Source organism: Dactylosporangium sp. NBC_01737 (assembly GCF_035963215.1).
In the GTDB taxonomy this organism is placed as follows: Bacteria; Actinomycetota; Actinomycetes; order Mycobacteriales; family Micromonosporaceae; genus Dactylosporangium.
Map to the genome: position 1 here is coordinate 7,038,615 of NZ_CP109153.1, position 17,271 is coordinate 7,055,885.

Annotated in this window: 16 protein-coding genes; 12 read left to right on the plus strand and 4 right to left on the minus strand. The window is 73.9% G+C overall.

Features of this window, described 5'->3' with window-relative positions; all coding sequences use genetic code 11:
* Window positions 1–5 precede the first annotated feature (5 nt).
* The 3 genes from OHA72_RS31785 to OHA72_RS31795 form a co-directional block, all read right to left on the minus strand.
* A complete protein-coding gene (locus tag OHA72_RS31785) occupies window positions 6–398 on the minus strand; it encodes a hypothetical protein (protein ID WP_326999709.1) in 393 nt (130 codons plus the stop codon).
* Between the two features lie 10 nt (window positions 399–408).
* Window positions 409–1,545 (minus strand): epoxide hydrolase family protein, encoded by a 1,137-nt coding sequence (locus OHA72_RS31790; protein WP_326999710.1) that lies wholly within the window; start codon window positions 1,543–1,545, stop codon window positions 409–411.
* Between the two features lie 77 nt (window positions 1,546–1,622).
* Entirely contained in the window at window positions 1,623–3,962 is a 2,340-nt protein-coding gene (locus OHA72_RS31795) for a putative bifunctional diguanylate cyclase/phosphodiesterase (protein ID WP_326999711.1), read from the minus strand.
* A 121-nt stretch (window positions 3,963–4,083) separates the two neighbouring features.
* On the opposite strand from OHA72_RS31795, the gene OHA72_RS31800 reads away from it, so the two are divergent.
* From OHA72_RS31800 to OHA72_RS31815, 4 genes are all read left to right on the plus strand, one after another.
* Window positions 4,084–4,362, plus strand: coding sequence for a YggT family protein (locus OHA72_RS31800; RefSeq protein ID WP_326999712.1), 279 nt, complete (start codon window positions 4,084–4,086; stop codon window positions 4,360–4,362).
* An 80-nt stretch (window positions 4,363–4,442) separates the two neighbouring features.
* Complete coding sequence (locus OHA72_RS31805) at window positions 4,443–5,471, plus strand: Rieske (2Fe-2S) protein (protein WP_326999713.1); 1,029 nt, start codon at window positions 4,443–4,445, stop codon at window positions 5,469–5,471.
* Window positions 5,472–5,473: 2 nt separating this feature from the next.
* Window positions 5,474–6,517 (plus strand): NAD-dependent epimerase/dehydratase family protein, encoded by a 1,044-nt coding sequence (locus tag OHA72_RS31810; protein ID WP_326999714.1) that lies wholly within the window; start codon window positions 5,474–5,476, stop codon window positions 6,515–6,517.
* A 355-nt stretch (window positions 6,518–6,872) separates the two neighbouring features.
* A complete protein-coding gene (locus tag OHA72_RS31815) occupies window positions 6,873–10,091 on the plus strand; it encodes a GH92 family glycosyl hydrolase (protein ID WP_326999715.1) in 3,219 nt (1,072 codons plus the stop codon).
* Window positions 10,092–10,253: 162 nt separating this feature from the next.
* On the opposite strand, the gene OHA72_RS31820 is transcribed toward OHA72_RS31815, so the two are convergent.
* Window positions 10,254–10,592, minus strand: coding sequence for a hypothetical protein (locus OHA72_RS31820; RefSeq protein ID WP_326999716.1), 339 nt, complete (start codon window positions 10,590–10,592; stop codon window positions 10,254–10,256).
* Window positions 10,593–10,681: 89 nt separating this feature from the next.
* On the opposite strand from OHA72_RS31820, the gene OHA72_RS31825 reads away from it, so the two are divergent.
* From OHA72_RS31825 to OHA72_RS31860, 8 genes are all read left to right on the plus strand, one after another.
* Entirely contained in the window at window positions 10,682–11,059 is a 378-nt protein-coding gene (locus tag OHA72_RS31825; protein WP_326999717.1) for a hypothetical protein, read from the plus strand.
* Between the two features lie 18 nt (window positions 11,060–11,077).
* Entirely contained in the window at window positions 11,078–11,503 is a 426-nt protein-coding gene (locus tag OHA72_RS31830; protein ID WP_326999718.1) for a hypothetical protein, read from the plus strand.
* A 95-nt stretch (window positions 11,504–11,598) separates the two neighbouring features.
* Window positions 11,599–12,207, plus strand: coding sequence for a VHL beta domain-containing protein (locus OHA72_RS31835; RefSeq protein ID WP_326999719.1), 609 nt, complete (start codon window positions 11,599–11,601; stop codon window positions 12,205–12,207).
* 42 nt (window positions 12,208–12,249) lie between these two features.
* A complete protein-coding gene (locus tag OHA72_RS31840) occupies window positions 12,250–13,023 on the plus strand; it encodes an alpha/beta hydrolase family protein (protein WP_326999720.1) in 774 nt (257 codons plus the stop codon).
* 77 nt (window positions 13,024–13,100) lie between these two features.
* A complete protein-coding gene (locus tag OHA72_RS31845) occupies window positions 13,101–13,769 on the plus strand; it encodes a hypothetical protein (RefSeq protein ID WP_326999721.1) in 669 nt (222 codons plus the stop codon).
* Between the two features lie 18 nt (window positions 13,770–13,787).
* Complete coding sequence (locus OHA72_RS31850) at window positions 13,788–15,731, plus strand: sensor histidine kinase (RefSeq protein ID WP_326999722.1); 1,944 nt, start codon at window positions 13,788–13,790, stop codon at window positions 15,729–15,731.
* Window positions 15,732–15,881: 150 nt separating this feature from the next.
* Window positions 15,882–16,523 carry a response regulator gene (locus OHA72_RS31855; RefSeq protein ID WP_326999723.1) on the plus strand — a complete coding sequence of 214 codons (642 nt, stop codon included), beginning with the start codon at window positions 15,882–15,884 and terminating at the stop codon, window positions 16,521–16,523.
* A gap of 87 nt (window positions 16,524–16,610) precedes the next feature.
* The gene (locus OHA72_RS31860) at window positions 16,611–17,252 is read left to right on the plus strand and encodes a hypothetical protein (RefSeq protein WP_326999724.1); all 642 of its coding nucleotides are present in this window, start codon (window positions 16,611–16,613) and stop codon (window positions 17,250–17,252) included.
* Window positions 17,253–17,271: the final 19 nt, after the last annotated feature.

A 17,271-nucleotide genomic window follows, 5' to 3' on the forward strand; every position in this document is an offset into this window, starting at 1 on the left:
CCCGGTCAAGCGCGGCCGAACAGGTGCCCGGTCGGCCCGTAGTCGATCTTCCAGTCGGTGTACACGCCGCAGGCGCCGTCGGCGAGGCAGCGCATCCCGACCGAGACCCACCGCACCTCGCCGTCGCCGCGCAGGGCGTAGCCGACGGCGATCTCGAACGTCTCGCCGCCGCACGGGCAGCCGGCCTCGTCGCCGTCCTGCTCGTCCTCCTGATCGGCGCTGTCGAGCATGACGAACTCGTCCTCGCACGCCTCACACCGGCGCGCCGCGTACCCGGCCTCGTCGTCGACCCACAGCCGGAACTGCGTGCCACCACAGGCCGCACAGACCGAGCGTTCGACCCGCTCGACCTCGTAGCCGCCGGCTCTGTACTTGCGCAGGTACGCGTCGATCTCCACATCCGGGAGCCTAGGCGAGCAACGCGCGGAAGCAGGCGCGCACCTCGGCGACGAACAGGTCCGGTTGTTCGAAGGCGGCGAAGTGGCCGCCGCGGTCCGGTTCGCTCCAGTACCGCAGGTCGGTGAACCGGCGGGCCGCCCACCGCCGCGACGGGCGGGGGATCTCCTTCGGGAAGACCGTGCCGCCCGTGGGGACGGTCACGACGTCCGTGGTCCCGGCGGTGAAGCGCCGTTGCACGTCCTTGAAGCTCTCCCAGTACATCCGCGCCGAGGACGCCCCGGTCGCCGGCAGCCAGTACAGCATCAGGTTGTCCAGCAGGTCGTCGCGGGTGAACGTGCGGTGCTCCCAGTCGGTCCAGGCCCGGAACTTCTCCACGATCCACGCGCACAGCGCGGCGGGGGAGTCGACCAGGCCGTAGCCGATGGTCTGCGGGCGGGTGGACTGCTCCAGGCTGTACCCGTCCTCGACCGCGCCGGCCCGTTCCAGGTCCGCGAGGCTGCGGCGTTCCGCGTCCGTCAGGTCGTCGAAGCCGGCCGGGTCGGGCGCGGCGAGCGGCGGTACCAGATGCAGACCGATGACCCGGTCGGGATGCTGCTGTGCGATGGCGGTGCTGACGCTGGTGCCCCAGTCGTGGCCCTGCGCGGCGAACCGCTCGTAGCCCAGGCCCGCCATCAGCTCCACCCAGGCCCGCGCGGTCCGTTCGACGCCCCAGCCGGGCTCCGCGGGTCGGTCGCTGAAGCCGTACCCGGGCAGCGACGGGCACACCACATGGAACGCGGGTCCCTCCGCCGGATCGCTCAACGGTCCCGCGACCTTCAGGAACTCCACCACCGACCCGGGCCAGCCGTGCGTCATGACCAGTGGCAGCGCGTCGGGGTCGGCGCAGCGCACGTGCAGGTAGTGGATCCGCAGTCCGTCGATCTTCATCCGGTACTGGGGCAGCGCGTTGAGCCTCGTCTCGGTGGCGCGCCAGTCGTACCCGTCGGCCCAGTACCCGCACAGGTCCCGCACCCAGTCCAAGGGCACGCCCTGCGACCAGTCCGGCACCGTCGCCGCCTCCGGCCAGCGGGTCGCCCGCAACCGCCGCCGCAGGTCGTCGAGCACCTCGTCGGCGATCTCGACCCGGAACGGCACGCTCTGGCCCATGCAGGCCATCCTCTCCCGGCAGGAAACCGGTCGCATCCCGGGCGGACGGCGGCAGGATGGGCGGGCGCGATGACGCCCTAGGCGACGGCCGCCGGGAGGGCCGCACGCACGTGGGTCTGCAGCTGGTCGGCGGGCATCGGGCGGCCGAAGTGGTAGCCCTGGGCGTAGCGGTAGCCGAGCCGCCGCAGCACCTCGGCCTGGGCCTCGGTCTCGACGCCCTCGGCGACGGCGCGCAGGCGCAGGCCGTCGCTGATGCCGATGAGGGCCTCGGCGATCACCGAGCGCTCGCCCTGGTCGGTGATGTTGTCGATGAAGGACTTGTCGACCTTCAGCAGGTCGACGGGGCAGGTGCGCAGCAGGCCCAGCGACGAGTGGCCGGTGCCGAAGTCGTCGAGGGCGACGTTGACGCCGAGGCGCTTGAGCTGGTGCAGCTCCTCCAGGCCCGAGCCGCCGTCGAACACGGCCGTCTCGGTGACCTCGACGGTGAGGTGCCGCGGCTCCAGGCCGGCGCTGTCCAGGGTCGCCTGGACCTGCGCGGCGAAGCCGGCCTCGCGCAGCTGCCGCGGTGACACGTTCACCGACACGTACTCCAGCGTGCCGAGCTCGTCGCGCCACCGGGCCGCCTGGCGGCAGGCCTCGGTCAGGACCCACTGGCCGACGGGGACGATGAGGCCGGTGCGTTCCGCGGCCGGGATGAACAGGTCCGGGCGGACCATGCCCCGCTGCGGGTGCTGCCACCGCACGAGCGCCTCCACGGCGACGGTCCGCCCGTCGGACAGCCGCACGATCGGCTGGTAGTGCAGCCGCAGCTGGCCGGTGTCCAGCGCGATGCGCAGGTCGGCCGCGGTGCGGGCCTGTTCGGCGCTGTGCTGGTCCATCGACGGCCCGTACGTGACGCGCCGGCCCTTGCCCTGGGCCTTCGCCTCGTACATGGCGACGTCGGCGCGGCGCAGCAGCTCATCGGCGGTGACCAGCTCGTGGCCGGCGTCCGCGGGGGACGGGTCGCCCGACATCGCCAGGCCGATGCTGGCCTCGACGACCAGGGCGTGCCCGGCGGCGTCCAGCGGCCGGCGCAGCTCCGCGGTGACCCCCGCGAGGACCTGCAGCGCCCGCTGCTCGCCGTCGGCGCGGAAGACCAGCGCGTACTCGTCGCCGCCGAGCCGGGCGACCAGGCCGCCGGCGGGCCGCAGCTGCGACAGCCGGGCCGCGACCGCGCTGAGCAGGGCGTCGCCGACGGCGTGGCCGAGGTCGTCGTTGATGCCCTTGAAGTCGTCGACGTCGATGAGCGCCACGGCTACCGCGTCGCCGCCCTCGTCCAGGACCTCGCCGGTGTACTGCATCAGTAGCCGCCGGTTCGCCAGTCCCGTGAGCGCGTCATGGGTCGCCTGCCACGCGAGGGTCTGCTGGTACTCCACGACCTCCCGCAACCGGCCGTCGAGGGTGTCGAGCAGGACGGCGTTGTCGCGCAGCGCGGCGGCCTGCCTGGCGGCGACGAGCAGGATCAGCACCACCGTGCCGAGGGCGACGCCGAGCACGTCGTCGCCGTCGTCCGCCGCGTCGGCCAGCAGCAGCACGCCGGTGGCGAAGACGGCGAGGTACGGCACGAACGGCCGCCGGTTGCGCCGCACCACCGCGGCCGGCTCGACCCCGGCGGCGCGCCGTTGCCGGTCCGCGGCGAGGCAGAGGATGAAGCAGGTGAGGGGCAGGACGACCGGCGTACCGTTGAGATAGGGCCGATCGGTCAGCAGCGGTGTGAGCGCCCCGCCGGTCGCGCCGCCGCCGCCGGACAGCGCCAGCAGGTAGAGGGCCCGCCGGTCCAGGGGGCCGGTGCCGGTGAAGGCGACCTTGATGAAGGCGAACACGCACACCGAGCCGGTCGCCACGATCGCCAGGACGGCCCAGGTGCCGGCGGTGTTCCCGCCGGACCAGCGCTCCCAGTGCCGGAAGACGAAGTGCCAGGCGAAGGTGATCACGGTCACCAGCACGGTGGCGGTGTCGAGCCCGAACCGCAGCCACTCGCCACGGCTGCGCTGGGCGCCGGGGATCCGCAGCAGTCCCCAGAGCATGAAGACCAGACCCATGAGGTACACCGCCGCCGTGACACCACTCACGTGCTGCGGAGCGGCCCGTCCCAGGATCATGTCGACGCCGTTGCTGGCGCCGCCGAGCCCGATGAAGACCATGCCGAGCCCGATGTGCCGCCAGAAGCGCCGCGCGCCCGGCGCGAGCCCCGCCGTGACGCTGGTCGTCCAGCACGCCCGCACCGCCAGCCCCACCGCCAACGGCACCGCGACCCAGCTCACCAGCTGTGGCGTCGGGCGGGTCAGCCCCACGGCGAACCACGCCTCCGCGAGGACCAGCACCACGACGGCCGCGAGCAACAGACCCGTCGGACGCCAGCCAGCCACCCTGCTCACACAGGTCGGCATCGGCACGCCGGCCCCGGTCATGAATCAAATCTCAGCCGGCACTCAGCGGATCCACAGATCCGTGACGCACAGTTGAAGCAACGTCCCACCCGGTCACTGGAGGCACCACATGGGTCTTGTTCTCGGCATCGTGAGTCTGGTGCTGCTGCTGATGCAGGTGCTGCTGATCGCCCGCGCCGTCCTCGACTGGAGCGTCGTCCTCGCCGGCCCGACGGCGCACGGCTCGGTCAGGTCCCGGCTGATCACGGGCGTCCACGCGGTCACGGAGCCGATCCTCGCGCCGGTCCGCCGCGCACTGCCCCCGCTGCGCCTCGGCGGCATGGCCATCGACCTCGCGTTCATCGTGGTCTTCCTCGCGATCGTGGTCCTGCGCGCCGTCATCGGCTGAGCCACCCCGCGTGTCCCGGCGTGGCCTGGCCCGCGCCGGGCACGTGTTTCGGCGGTGCCCTCCGGGGCATGGGACCGTGCATGCGGAGGCTGCTGGCAAGGCTCGAAGGTGCCTGCTCGCTCGACCGGGCCGCCGACCGGGTGCGGTCGCTGGCCGCCGGCACCGTCGGCAGGGGCCGGCTCGGCGACCTCCTGCACGGCATGCCGATCGGGCATCCGCTGCACCCCGCAGTCGTGCAGTTCCCCGTCGGCGCCTGGATGAGCGCCGCGGTGCTGGACCTGCTGCCCGGCACCCGGCACGCCGCCACGGCGCTGCTCGCGGCCGGGACCGCCGGTGCGCTGCCCGCCGCGATGACCGGTGCCGCCGACTACGCGACGCTGTCGCGCGAGCAGCGGCGGGTCGCACTGGTGCACGCCGCCGCGAACACCGTGGCCCTCGGCCTGTTCGCCGCCTCCGTCGCAGCCCGGCTGCGCGGCCGCCACGACCGTGGCCGGGCGCTGTCCTTCGCCGGCCTGGGGGTCGCCGGGGCCAGTGCCTACCTCGGCGGGCACCTGGCGTTCGGGCAGGGCGCCGGCGTCAACCACAGCGCCACGGCGCTGCAGCTGCTCCCGCACGGCTGGCACCGCCTCGGCGCCACCGACGCCATCCCGGACGGGCAGGTCAGCACCCGCATGCTGGGGGAGACCCCGATCGTGGTGTACCGGCAGCGCGACCGGTTCACCGTCTTCGCCGGCCGGTGCGCCCATGAGGGCGGCCCGCTGAGCGCCGGCACGACCGTCGACGTCGGCGGCGAGCGGTGCCTGCGCTGCCCGTGGCACGGCAGCGCGTTCCGGCTCACCGACGGCACGGCGGTGCGCGGCCGCCCGGCTCCGACCAGGCCCTGCTGCGCACCCGCGTCCGCGACGGCCAGCTCGAAGCGGCCCGGCCATGACGCCGCGACCCCGGCCGGCTCGAAGCGGCCCGGCCATGAGGACGGCGGCGCGGCCGGCCTGAAGCGGCCCGGCCATGACGCCGCGACCCCGGCCGGCTCGAAGCGGCCCGGCCGGCGGGACGCCACGGGCGGCAGCGGCCCGGCCATGACGACGACGCGGCCGGGATCGGTGGGCTGAGCATGCGCATCGTCGTCATCGGTGCCACCGGCAACGCCGGCACCGCGCTGCTGCGCCGGCTCGGCGCCCACGACGTCACCGGCGTCGCCCGCCGGTTGCCGGAGCCGAGCGGCCCGTACGCCGGCGTCGACTGGCGCGCGTGCGACATCGGCGCGCCGGACGCCACGGGCGCGCTGACCGGCCTCTTCCGCGGCGCGGACGCGGTGGTGCACCTCGGCTGGCAGATCCAGCCGAGCCACGACCGGCGGGTGCTGCGGCGGACCAACGTCGACGGCAGCCGCGCCGTCATCGCCGCCGCGGTCGAGGCCGGCGTGCCGAGCCTGGTCGCGGCCTCGTCGGTCGGTGCCTACGCACCCGGCCCGAAGAACGACCTCGTCGGCGAGGACTGGCCGGCGACCGGGGTGGCCGCCTCGTCGTACAGCCGCGACAAGGTCACCCTCGAAGGCATGCTCGACGCCGTGCAGGACCGCATCCGCGTGGTGCGGCTGCGCCCGGGCCTCATCTTCCAGCGCGACGCCGGCACCGAGATCGCCCGCTACTTCCTCGGGCCGTTCGCCCCGACCGGGCTGCTGCGGTTCGGCCGGGTTCCCGTGGTCCCGGCGAACCCGCGCCTGCGCCTGCAGGCGGTCCACGCCGACGACGTCGCCGACGCCTACGTCAGGGCGATCGAGTCCGACGCCCGGGGCGCGTTCAACATCGCCGCCGAGCCGGTCCTCACCCCGAAGGTGGCCGCCACCCTGCTGCACGGGCGCCGCGTCCCGGTGCCGGACGCGCTCCTGCGCGGCGGCGCGGCACTCACCTGGCGGCTGCGCCTGCAGCCCGTCGACGCCGGCTGGGTCCGGCTCGCGTTGAGCGCCCCGCTGATGTCGACCGCCCGGGCCCGCGCCGAGCTCGGCTGGCGCCCCACGGTCGACGCCGTCGCCGCGCTGCGCGAGCTGATCGACGGCATCGCGCACCGCGCCCACGCCGGCGGCCCGCCGCGGCGGGCGCCTGCAGCCGGGCCGCCCCGGCGGCCTGCTCCGCGGCCGCCTCCCCGGCACCGGTAACCCCTACTGACCCGATCGGGACGTCCACGTCGCCGGCCGTGGTGCCTTGCCGTGCGCGGACCTCGACCTGCCGCGGGTGGTCGTGGCGGGAAATCGATGGCTGAGGCAAATGTCAAGTATTGACAGAACTCGGTGGAACGACGAACCTTCACGGCAGGAAGCCTCGCAACCTTCCGCCAGATTCGATTGAGCACGCGCCTCGGCATCGGCGGCCGAGGGCGGTGAACACCGCACGCCCGCCCACCCCCCGAGAAGCCCAAAGCCATCCCCCACAGCGACCGGCCACGCAACGGCGCACCGCCACGGGTGCTGCCGGCGGTGGCGTTCGCCCAGGGGCACCTGATCGGAGCGTCTGTTGAGAAGACTGCGGTTCAGCACACTGCTGGTGGCGGTCGCGGCGGCGGTCGCCGGACTGCCCGCGGTGCCGGCCGGTCCGGCCGCGGCGGCCGTGCCGGCGGACCTGACCACGCTGGTCAACCCGATGATCGGCACCCAGAAGGAGGGCAACACCTTCCCGGGTGCGGCGCTGCCGTTCGGCATGGTGCAGGTCAGCCCGGACACCGGCCACGGCACCGGGTACAACTACGACCACACCAAGGTGTGGGGCTTCTCCAACACCCACCTGTCCGGCGTCGGCTGCCCCGTGATGGGCGAGGTGCCGCTGATGCCGACGATCGGGGCGGTCAACTCCGCCGACCCCAACACCTACGGGCAGACGCTCAACCACGCACAGGAGCAGGCGACCGCCGGCTACTACCGGCTCGCCACGCCCAACGGGGTCACCACCGAGCTGACGGCGACGTTGCGCAGCGGTTGGCAGCGGTACACGTTCCCGTCGAGCACCCAGGCGAACGTGCTGTTCAACACGGCGCAGGCGCGGGGCAGCGGCACCGGTGCGCAGTCCTCGTCGATCTCGATCGTCAACAGTGACACCGTCGAGGGATCCGTGACCACGGCCGGGTTCTGCGCGTCGGCGCCGGCGCACACGGTGTACTTCTCGGCGAAGTTCAGCCGGCCGTTCGCGTCGTTCGGGACCTGGTCCGGCACCACGTTCACCGGCGGCAGCCGGACGTCGTCCGGCAGCGGCGCCAAGGGCGGCTGGGTCCGCTTCGACACCTCGTCGGACCGGGTCGTCACCGCCAAGGTCGGCCTGTCCTACACCGGGATCGCCGGCGCGCAGGCCAACCTGACCGCGGAGACCAGCGCCGCCGGGTTCAACTTCGACACGATCCGCACCGCGGCCCGCGACACCTGGAACGCCAAGCTGCACAAGGCCGAGGTCGACGGCGGCACCACCGACCGGCAGGTCGCGTTCTACACGTCGCTGTACCACTCGCTGCTGCACCCGAACCTGTCCGGCGACGTGAACGGCTCCTACCGCGGCTTCGACAACGTGGTGCGCACCGCGTCCGGGTACACGCCGTACCAGACGTTCTCGCTGTGGGACACGTACCGCGCGCAGAACCAGCTCGTCGCGCTGCTGGAGCCGCAGGTGGCCCGCGACTACGGGTTGTCGCTGCTCGCCGTCGACCGTGAGCTGGGCTGGCTGCCGAAGTGGTCCCTCGCGAACACCGAGACCAACACGATGACCGGCGACCCGGTCACCCCGTTCCTCGTCGACCTGTGGGCGCGGGGGCTGCTCAACGGCTACGAGTCGCAGGTGTACGCGGCACTGAAGAAGAACGCGACGGCGGTACCGACGGCGATCAACGGACGCAACGGCAACCCCTACTACGCGTCGCTGGGCTACATCCCGACCGGCGTGACGTGCGGGCCGGTGCTGCCGATGGACCACGACTGCAAGTTCCCGAGCTCGGCGACCCTGGAGTACGCGGCCGCGGACTCGTCCCTGGCGATCATGGCGCGGGGGCTGGGCAACACCGCCGACGCGACCATGTTCGAGGCGCGCGGCCAGAACTACCGCAACCTGTTCGACCCGTCGATCGGCTTCTTCCGCCCCCGCAACGCCAACGGCGTCTGGGGCACGCCGTACTCGCCGACGGACGGCTCGCACACCTTCCACGAGGCCGGCGCGTACCAGTACCAGTGGCTCGTCCCGCAGGACCCGGACGGCCTGGTGTCGCTGCTCGGCGGCAAGACCGCGGCGAACAACCGCCTCGACAGCTTCTTCGCCTACAACAACCTGCTGACCGACCCGTCCGGGACCGCGCACAACACGTGGGTCAACGGGGCCTACGACTACTACAGCTTCACCACGTACAACCCGAACAACGAACCGGACCTGCTCGCGCCGTACACCTACCTGTGGACCGGGCAGCCGTACAAGACCTCGACGGTGCTGCGGGCGGCCTACACGCTGTTCACCAACGGCCCCAACGGCGTCACCGGCAACGACGACCTCGGCACGATGTCGGCGTGGTACGTGTTCTCCTCGCTGGGCCTGTACCCGCTGATGAACGGCGCCAACTTCTACGGCGTCAGCACGCCGCAGTTCCCGACGGCGAAGGTCACCATCGGCACGTACGGCAGCCAGCAGGGCGGCGTCCTCAACATCACCGCGCCGTCGGTCAGCGACAGCAACCGGTACATCTCGACCGCGACCCTCGGCGGCACCGGCTTCAGCCGCACCTGGCTGTCGCAGGCCGACCTGGCGCACGGCGGCAACCTCGCCTACACGGTGACGAGCACGCCCGGCACGTGGGGCACCGGCGCCGGCGACACCCCGCCGTCGTCGAACCACACCACGCCACCCGCCCCGCAGACGAACCTGGCGCAGGGCAAGGCCGCGACCGGCTCCACCGCGTGCGCCGCCGCGGAAGGTGCGGACAAGGCCGTCAACGGCAGCGTCACCGGCGGCAACACCGACAAGTTCTGCTCCACCGTCGCCGGCGCGTTCCTGCAGGTCGACCTCGGCTCGGCGCAGACGGTCAACAAGGTCGTCGTCAAGCACGCCGGCGCCGGCGCGGAACCGGCCACCTTGAACACCAAGGCGTTCACCGTGCAGCTGTCCACCGACGGCAGCACCTGGTCGACCCCGGTCACCGTCACCAACAACGCCGACCCGGTCACCATCCACCAGTTCGCCGCGACCACGGCACGCTACGTGCGCGTCAACGTCACCACCCCGACGCAGACGACCGACGGCGCGACGCGCATCTATGAGCTGGAGGCGTACGGTTCGGGCACGGTACCGGTGAACCTGGCGCTCGACCGGCCCGCCACCGGCAGCACCGCCTGCGCCGCCGCCGAAGGCCCCGAGAAGGCGGTCAACGGCAGCGTCTCCGGCGGCAACACCGACAAGTTCTGCTCCGGCGTCGCCGGCGCGTGGCTGCAGGTCGACCTCGGCTCCAGCCGGGCGATCAGCCGCTTCGAGGTCGCGCACGCCCAGGCCGGCGGCGAGCCCGCCGACTACAACACCAAGGCGTTCACCATCCAGGTCTCCAATGACGGCAGCACCTGGAGCACGCCGGTGACCGTCACCAACAACACCGCCGCGAACACCACCCACACCGTGAGCGGTGTCTCCGGCCGCTACGTGCGGCTCAACATCACCACCCCGACGCAGACGACCGACACCGCAACGCGTATCTACGAGCTGCGGGCGTTCGGCTAGGGAGCCCCTGGGGCGGGGGAAACGCCCCGGCATGGGTCCTGGGGACCGTGCCGGGGCGCCCTGCTGTCGGGGGCGCCCTGCTGTCGGGGGCGCCTGCTGGCGGGGACGGCCGCCCGCCGGCGGTCAGTCGGCGCGTCGTGGGAAAGGCCGGTGCGTCGCGGGTCAGCCGGTCAGTGGGTGGCGGCGGACGCGGGTGACGCCGAGCGCGGTGAGCGCTGCGGCGACGAGGCCGAAGCCGAGCAGGGCGAGCGTGCCGGTCCGCTGCTGCCCGCCGGTCCGGTCGGTGGCCGCGGCGGCCGCTGGCGCGCCGGCGGCGCCGTCCGGCAGGCCCATCCAGCCGCCGAGGGCGCCGGTTGCCGAATCCCCGGACGTCGTCCCGGACGCCGATCCGGACGTGCTGCCGCCGCCGCGGACCTTGTCGTTGGTGCGCGCGGTGCCGCGGGACCGGTCGGCGGCGCGGGCCTTGACGACTGCGCGACCGGCGTCCGGGGCCACCCGCATCGAGCCGGGCACGATCGTGCCCGAGGCGCCGGCCGCGCCCGGCGTGACCAGAAGCCCGTCCGCGCGCGACCGTCGCCGGTGCGCCGGCGGTGCTCGGGTCGGAGTCGCCGGCGCCGGGCACCCCGATGGCGCGCACCGTGAACGTGTACGTCGCGCCCAGCGCCGGCGACGGCACGTCGCAGCTCGTGGCGGCGTTCGTGCGGGTCCGGCAGGTCTTCGTGGCGTCCTCGGCGGCGGTGGCCACGAAGTGGTCGACGATCCCGGTCGCGCTGACGTCGACGGTCCACGACACGGTCAGCACCGGCGTGGCCGAGTCGGTGACGGTGACCGTGACGGCGGTCGGCGCGGCGGGCCTCGCGGCGGCGACCGGCGCCCCGGCTGCGGTCCCACCTGCGGCCCCGGCCGTGGCGGGTGGGACGGCGGCGGTGGTCGCCGTGCCGGTGGTGCCGGTGGCGGGGGCCTTGTGAGGGGCCTTCCGCGCGGCCTTGGTCTTCGCCGTGCTCTTGTGCGCGAACCTGTTGCGCTGCGCGACCGCGGCGTTCGCCCTGGCCTTCGCTCTGGCCTTCGCCTTGGCTTTGGCCTTCACCTTCGCGGCGGTCGCGGACCTCGGCTTCGGCTGCGCGGCGACCCTGCCGGTCTTGCGGTCGTTGGCCTTCCGGTCGCCGTCGTTGGCCTGGACGCCGTGCGTGCGCACCGGTGCGCCGCCGTCGGGGCTCGGCAGGTTGCGCTGCCCCAGACCCGCGAACGCTGTGCCGCCGGTCGCGCCGATCACCGCGATCCCCATGGCCGCCAGCGCGAGGCCGGCCCGGACGGCTCGTCCGGCACCGAGCGGGCCACGGCGGGCGGGACGCATGACGGATCTGGTCAACACGGTCGGTCCCCTCATTCCGGACAAAGCTTACGGTAGGTAATGTACCGGCTACTCGGAGTGTCGGGGCGACATTCGCCATCGTTGCTGGTACCGACGATGCCGCCGAGGACCGCACGGCGGGGTTACGCTGCGGCGGTGACCGTGCCCCCCGATGAACGGCGGCCGGCCGGCCCGTGGACCCCGCCGCCTGCATCCCCGCCCTGGACGCCGCCCGGGCAGCCGGCGCAGGGCACGAACGCGCTGCCCTGGGTCGTCGGCGGGACGATCCTGGTCGTGCTGCTGTTCCTGATCGGCGCCGCCGTGCTCGTGGTCCGGCTCGGGGGCAGCGAGGACCCGCCGGTCACCGCCGCACCCGCCGCCTCGGCCGCGGGGTCCGCCGCCACGGCCGCCCCGGCGCAGACGGTGCCGCCGGCGCTGCCGGAGCGGCCCGAGGCGGCCACGGCGTCCGCGCCCGTCGAGCGGGCGGAGCTGGCGACCCGGCCGGTCACCGAGGAGGGCACACTGCGCTCGGGGACCCACGGTGCCGCCACCGACGTCACGTTCGTCAACACCCGCCAGGACGCCGTCACCGTGTACTGGCTCGACTTCGACGGCAAGCGGGTCCGCTACCAGCAGATGCCGCACGACACGCAGTACACGCAGCCGACCTACGCCACCCACGCCTGGCTGGTCTGCGCCGCCGATGGGACCCCCGTCGTCCTCGTCGTCGCGACCGCGCAGCCGGGTCTCGTCACGATCCGCTGAGCGTCGATGCAACCCGCGTCGCGTCCCGTGGGTCAGTACAGCATGAAGCGGATCGGGCTCGTCCTGCTCGTCATGATCGTGCTCGCCGGCTGCGGTGGCGACCCCGAGCCGTCGGAGGCGCCGGCGGCGTCGGACAAGGCGCAGGCCGCGGCGCCGAGTCCGGTCGACCGGCGCTGCGCCGACCCGGACCTCAACGACAAGCAGGTCGCGTTCCAGGGCACCGGCGGCTTCCTGACCGGGCTGCTGTTCGGCACCGGCCGCACCGTGCTCGTCCTGGCGCCGCAGGCCAGCGCCGACGCCTGCTCCTGGCTGTCCTGGGCCCGCCAGGAGGCCGCCGCCGGCTACCGCGTCCTCGCCCTCGACTTCGGCGGCGAGGGCCGCTCGCAACGCGGCCCGGACGGCAAGCCGTCCGGCGACGTGCTGTCGGCCGTGGCGTACGCCCGGACCCTCGGCGCCGAACGCGTCGTGCTCGTCGGCGCGTCCCGTGGTGGCACCGCGGTCCTCGTCGCGGCCGCCGCCCAGCCGCCCGTGACCGCCGTGGTGAGCCTGTCCGCCCCGGACGCCTACGCGGGCGAGAACGCCGCCGCCGCGGCACCCCGGATCGCGGTCCCGGTCCTGTACGTGGCCGCGACCGGCGAGACCTCGTTCGCCGCGGCCGCGCAGACGATGTACGACGCCACCACCGACCAGCGCCGCCGGATCGCGCTCGTCCCCGGCAGCCTGCACGGCACGTCCCTGCTGACGATCGCCGCCGACGGCGCCCCCGAGGCGGCAAAGGCCGTCACTGACTTCCTGACCACGGTCGCGCCGAGCTGACCCTGGACAAAGTGCCCCCACCCCCGGGACACGTCGACCCATGCCGCCCGGGACAGGTGCACGCCACGCTCGGCGGCATGACCACCACGACACCAAAGCCCCGCCGCGGCTGGGCACTCACCGGCGCCGCAGGCGGGTTCGCCGGAGCCGTCGGCATCTTCCTCGGCGCCAACCTGACCGCCGACGCCGGCGACGCCATCAACGACAACGCCCGGCTCGTCACCGCGATCGCGGCCCACCGCGACCTCGTCTGGCTGTACCAGGTCAGCTGCGTGCTCGCCGCGGCCTGCCTGGTCGTGTTCGCGGCCGGGCTGCACCGGCACCTCGCCGTGCAGGAACCCGCCGGCAGCCTCGTGCCCGCCGTCGCGGCCGCCGGGGCCGGGCTCGTCGCCGTCGCGACGCTCGTCGGCGGCGGCATCTGCACCGAGCTGTACTGGGCGCTCGGCGAACCCGAGCGCTGGGACCCCGACACGATCGCCGCGATGGTCGAGGTCTACAACACCGTCGGCTGGCTGTGGGCGGGCGCCGGGATCAGCGCCGCCGCGGTGGCCGTCGGCGGGTTCCGGCACGGCTCGGCCAGCCGCTGGCTCGCCGCCGTGAGCGCGCTGCTCGCACTGCTGGTCGCCGCGACCCAGGCGTTCCCCGCCCAGTACGGCGCGCTGTTCCCCGGCGCCCTGTGGGTCCTCGTCGCCGGGCTGGGGCTCGGGCTGCGCGGGACAATGTCCCGGGACGCCGGGACGGTGTGATCGTTAGGGTCTGAGGCGATGCACCGTGCAGCCTGGGCCACCCTCGCCATCGCGGGCGTGGCGTGCTGGCTGGCCATCGGCAACGGCGCCCCGCCCGCCGGCGTCAGCCACCTGCTGTCCGTCGCCGCCTGCGCGGTGGCGGGCGGTCTGGTGCTGCGGCAGCGGCCGGCCAACCCCCTCGGCCGGCTGCTGCTGCTCGGCGCCGCGTGCTTCGTGCTGCTCGAGGCGTTCGGCCAGTACGCCATCCGCGGGCTGCCGGGCGCGACCGCGGCGGCCTGGCCGCAGACCTGGCTGTGGGTGCCGGCGAACCTCGGCCTGGCCGCCCTGCCCGCGTTCTTCCCCGACGGTCGGCCGGGCAGGTGGATGACCCGGGCGCTGTGGGGCGTCACCGCGCTCGGGGTCGCCGCCGCGGTCACCGGGGCGCTGCGGCCCGGCCGCAACGACCAGGTCGGCCCCGACGGGCTGCCGAATCCGATCGGCGTCGCGGCACTGCAACACGCCGCCCCCGCCGCCGAGGCCGCGTTCACCGTCTGCGCCGGGCTGCTGTTCGTGGCCGGCGCGGCCGGGGTCGTCGCCGAGGCGGTCACCGCGACCGGGGCGAGACGGGCCCAGGCGCGGTGGCTGGCGTACTCGATCGGGCTCGTCGCGCTCGTCGTCCTCGGCCGGCTCGCGGCCGGGCTCACCGACGGGCACCCGGACCGGATCTGGCCCTACGCGAACCCGTGGTGGGACTTCGCCGGCAGCGTCTCCCTCGCGTTCATCCCCGCCGGGATCGGCGTGGCCGTGCTGCGGCACCGGCTGTTCGACATCGACCTGCTCATCAGCCGCACCGCGGTGTTCGTCGTGCTGACGGGCGGCGTCAGCGTCGCGTACCTCGTCATCGTCGGCTACCTGGGCGCCTCGTCCGTGGTGGCCGCGGTCGCCGCCGCCCTCGTCTTCGGCACCGCGCGCCAACAGGTCCAGCGCCGGGTGAATCTGCTCGTGTACGGCGAGCGCGACGACCCGTACACCGTGCTCGCCAGGCTCGGCGAGCGGCTCGCGCAGGTGCAGGACCCCCTCGCCGTGCTGGCGACGAGCACCGCTACGGTCCGCGAGGCGCTGCAACTTTCCTACGTGCGCATCGACGCCGAGGGCGGCCGCTCCTACGAGATCGGCAGCCGCCCCGCCGACCCGGTGCGGCTGCCGCTCGTCGCGGGCGGCGTCACCGTCGGCGCGCTGCTCATCGGCCCGCGCCCCGGCGAGGCCGCGCTCGGCCCGCGCGACCTGCGGCTGCTCACCGACGTCGCCCGGCACATCGGCCCGGCCGTGCAGGCGGGGCGCTTCGCCGCGGACCTGCAGCGCTCCCGGGAGCAGCTCGTCCAGGCCCGCGAGGAGGAACGCCGCCGGCTGCGCCGCGACCTGCACGACGGCCTCGGCCCTACCCTCGCCGGGCTCACCATGCGCGCCGAGGCCGCCCTGGCGCTCGGCGCCGCACGGGAGGCGCAGGACCTGCTCGAAGAGATCGTCCGGGACGCGGAGACCGCCGTCGCCGACGTGCGCCGCCTCGTCGAAGGGCTGCGCCCGCCGGCCCTGGACACCCTCGGGCTGCGCTGCGCCCTCACCGCGCACCTCGCCGGCTGGCCGCCCGGCGGGCCGCGGGTCGGCGTCGACGCACCGGACGACCTGCCGGCGCTGCCCGCCGCGGTGGAGGTCGCCGCGTACCGCATCGCCGTCGAGGCCCTCGCCAATGCCCGCCGCCACGCCGGCGCCACCGCGGTCCGCCTGGGGTTGCGGCTGGACGATGGCTGGCTGCACCTGTCGGTCACCGACGACGGGCGGTCCACCGGGGCCGCGGCAGGCACGGGGGTCGGCATGCACTCGATGCGCGAACGCGCCGCCGAACTCGGTGGCACCCTCGACGTGGCGTCGACGGGAACCGGTACCACCGTCAGCGCGAGACTGCCGATGGGGGAGGGCGCATGAGCGAGCTCCGCGAGCGAATCATGTCGCAGGTTTGGCTCATGCTGACGCCTGGAGCGCAGCGGAAGGTGGCGGCATGAGCGAGCTCCGCGAGCGAATCATGTCGCAGGTTTGGCTCATGCTGACGCCTGGAGCGCAGCGGAAGGTGGCGGCATGAGCGTACGGGTGCTGATCGTGGACGACCACGCACACTTCCGGGCCGGGCTGCGGGCGCTGCTCGCGACCGCCGACGAGGTCGAGGTCTGCGGCGAGGCCGCCAGCGGCGAGGAGGCCCTCACCGCCCTCGCCCGCCACCAGCCCGACGTCGTCCTGCTCGACCTCGCCATGCCCGGCATGGGCGGGATCGCCGCGACCCAGCGCATCCTGGAGACCAACCCGCACGTGCGGGTCCTGGTGCTGAGCATGGCCGACGACGACGACTCGGTCTTCGCCGCGCTGCGCGCCGGCGCCCGCGGGTACGTGCTCAAGGGTGCCCGGCGCGTCGAGATCATCCGCGCGATCAAGGCCGTCGCCGACGGCGAGGCGATCTTCGGCCCGGCGATCGCGACCCGGCTGATGGGCTACTTCGCCAACGTCGACCGGGAGCCGCCCGCCGCCACGATCCCCGGCCTGACCCAGCGCGAGCACGAGATCCTCGCGCTCGTCGCGCAGCACATGACGAACCCGCAGATCGCCACCCGGCTCGGGCTGAGCCAGAAGACGGTCCGCAACCACGTCTCCAACATCTTCGCGAAGCTGCAGGTCGCCGACCGGGCGCAGGCCATCGACCTGGCCCGCGAGGCCGGTCTCGGCTGATCAATACCCAAGGTCCGCGACCCTCACGGTTCCCTCGAACAGCGCCACACCCCGTACACCATGTCCTGAGGGATCTATTCTTCAGCGGTGGACTGGCTCGATTTCGTCGGCTGGGCCGGCTCGGCGGTGCTCGTCTGGTCGCTGTCCCAGGCCCGTCTCCTGCGCCTGCGGGTGCTCAACCTGATCGGGTCCGTCGTCCTCGTCGGGTACAACGCCGCGCTGAGCGTCTGGCCGATGGTCGGCCTCAACGCGGCGATGACCGGCGTCAACGCCTGGCACCTGTACAAGATCTGGACGACCCGCCACGACGAGTCGATCTACACCGTCGTGCAGGTCGGCACCGACGACACGTTCCTCGCCCACGTCCTGCGCGTGCACTGGTCGGACCTGGCGAAGTTCAACCCGTCGTTCCGCTTCGACGACGCACCCGGCCGCACCGCGTTCCTCACCATGCGCGGCGACGAGGTCGTCGGCGTGCTCTTCCTGCGCCCCGCGGGCGAGGGCGTCGCCCAGATCGAGCTCGACTACGTCACGAAACGCTTCCGCGACCTCAGCCCCGGCGAGTTCGTGTTCCGCAGCAGCGGCCTGCTCACCAGCCACGGCTTCCACCGCGTCCTGACCCCGCCGGGCATGCTCGCCCCGTACTACGGCCGCCTGGGCTTCCAGCGACACGGCGACCACTACGAGCTGGAGCTGCCCGACCCCCCACGCCCGGCCGAAATCGACTAGCCTCCCCTGGCTGATCGCT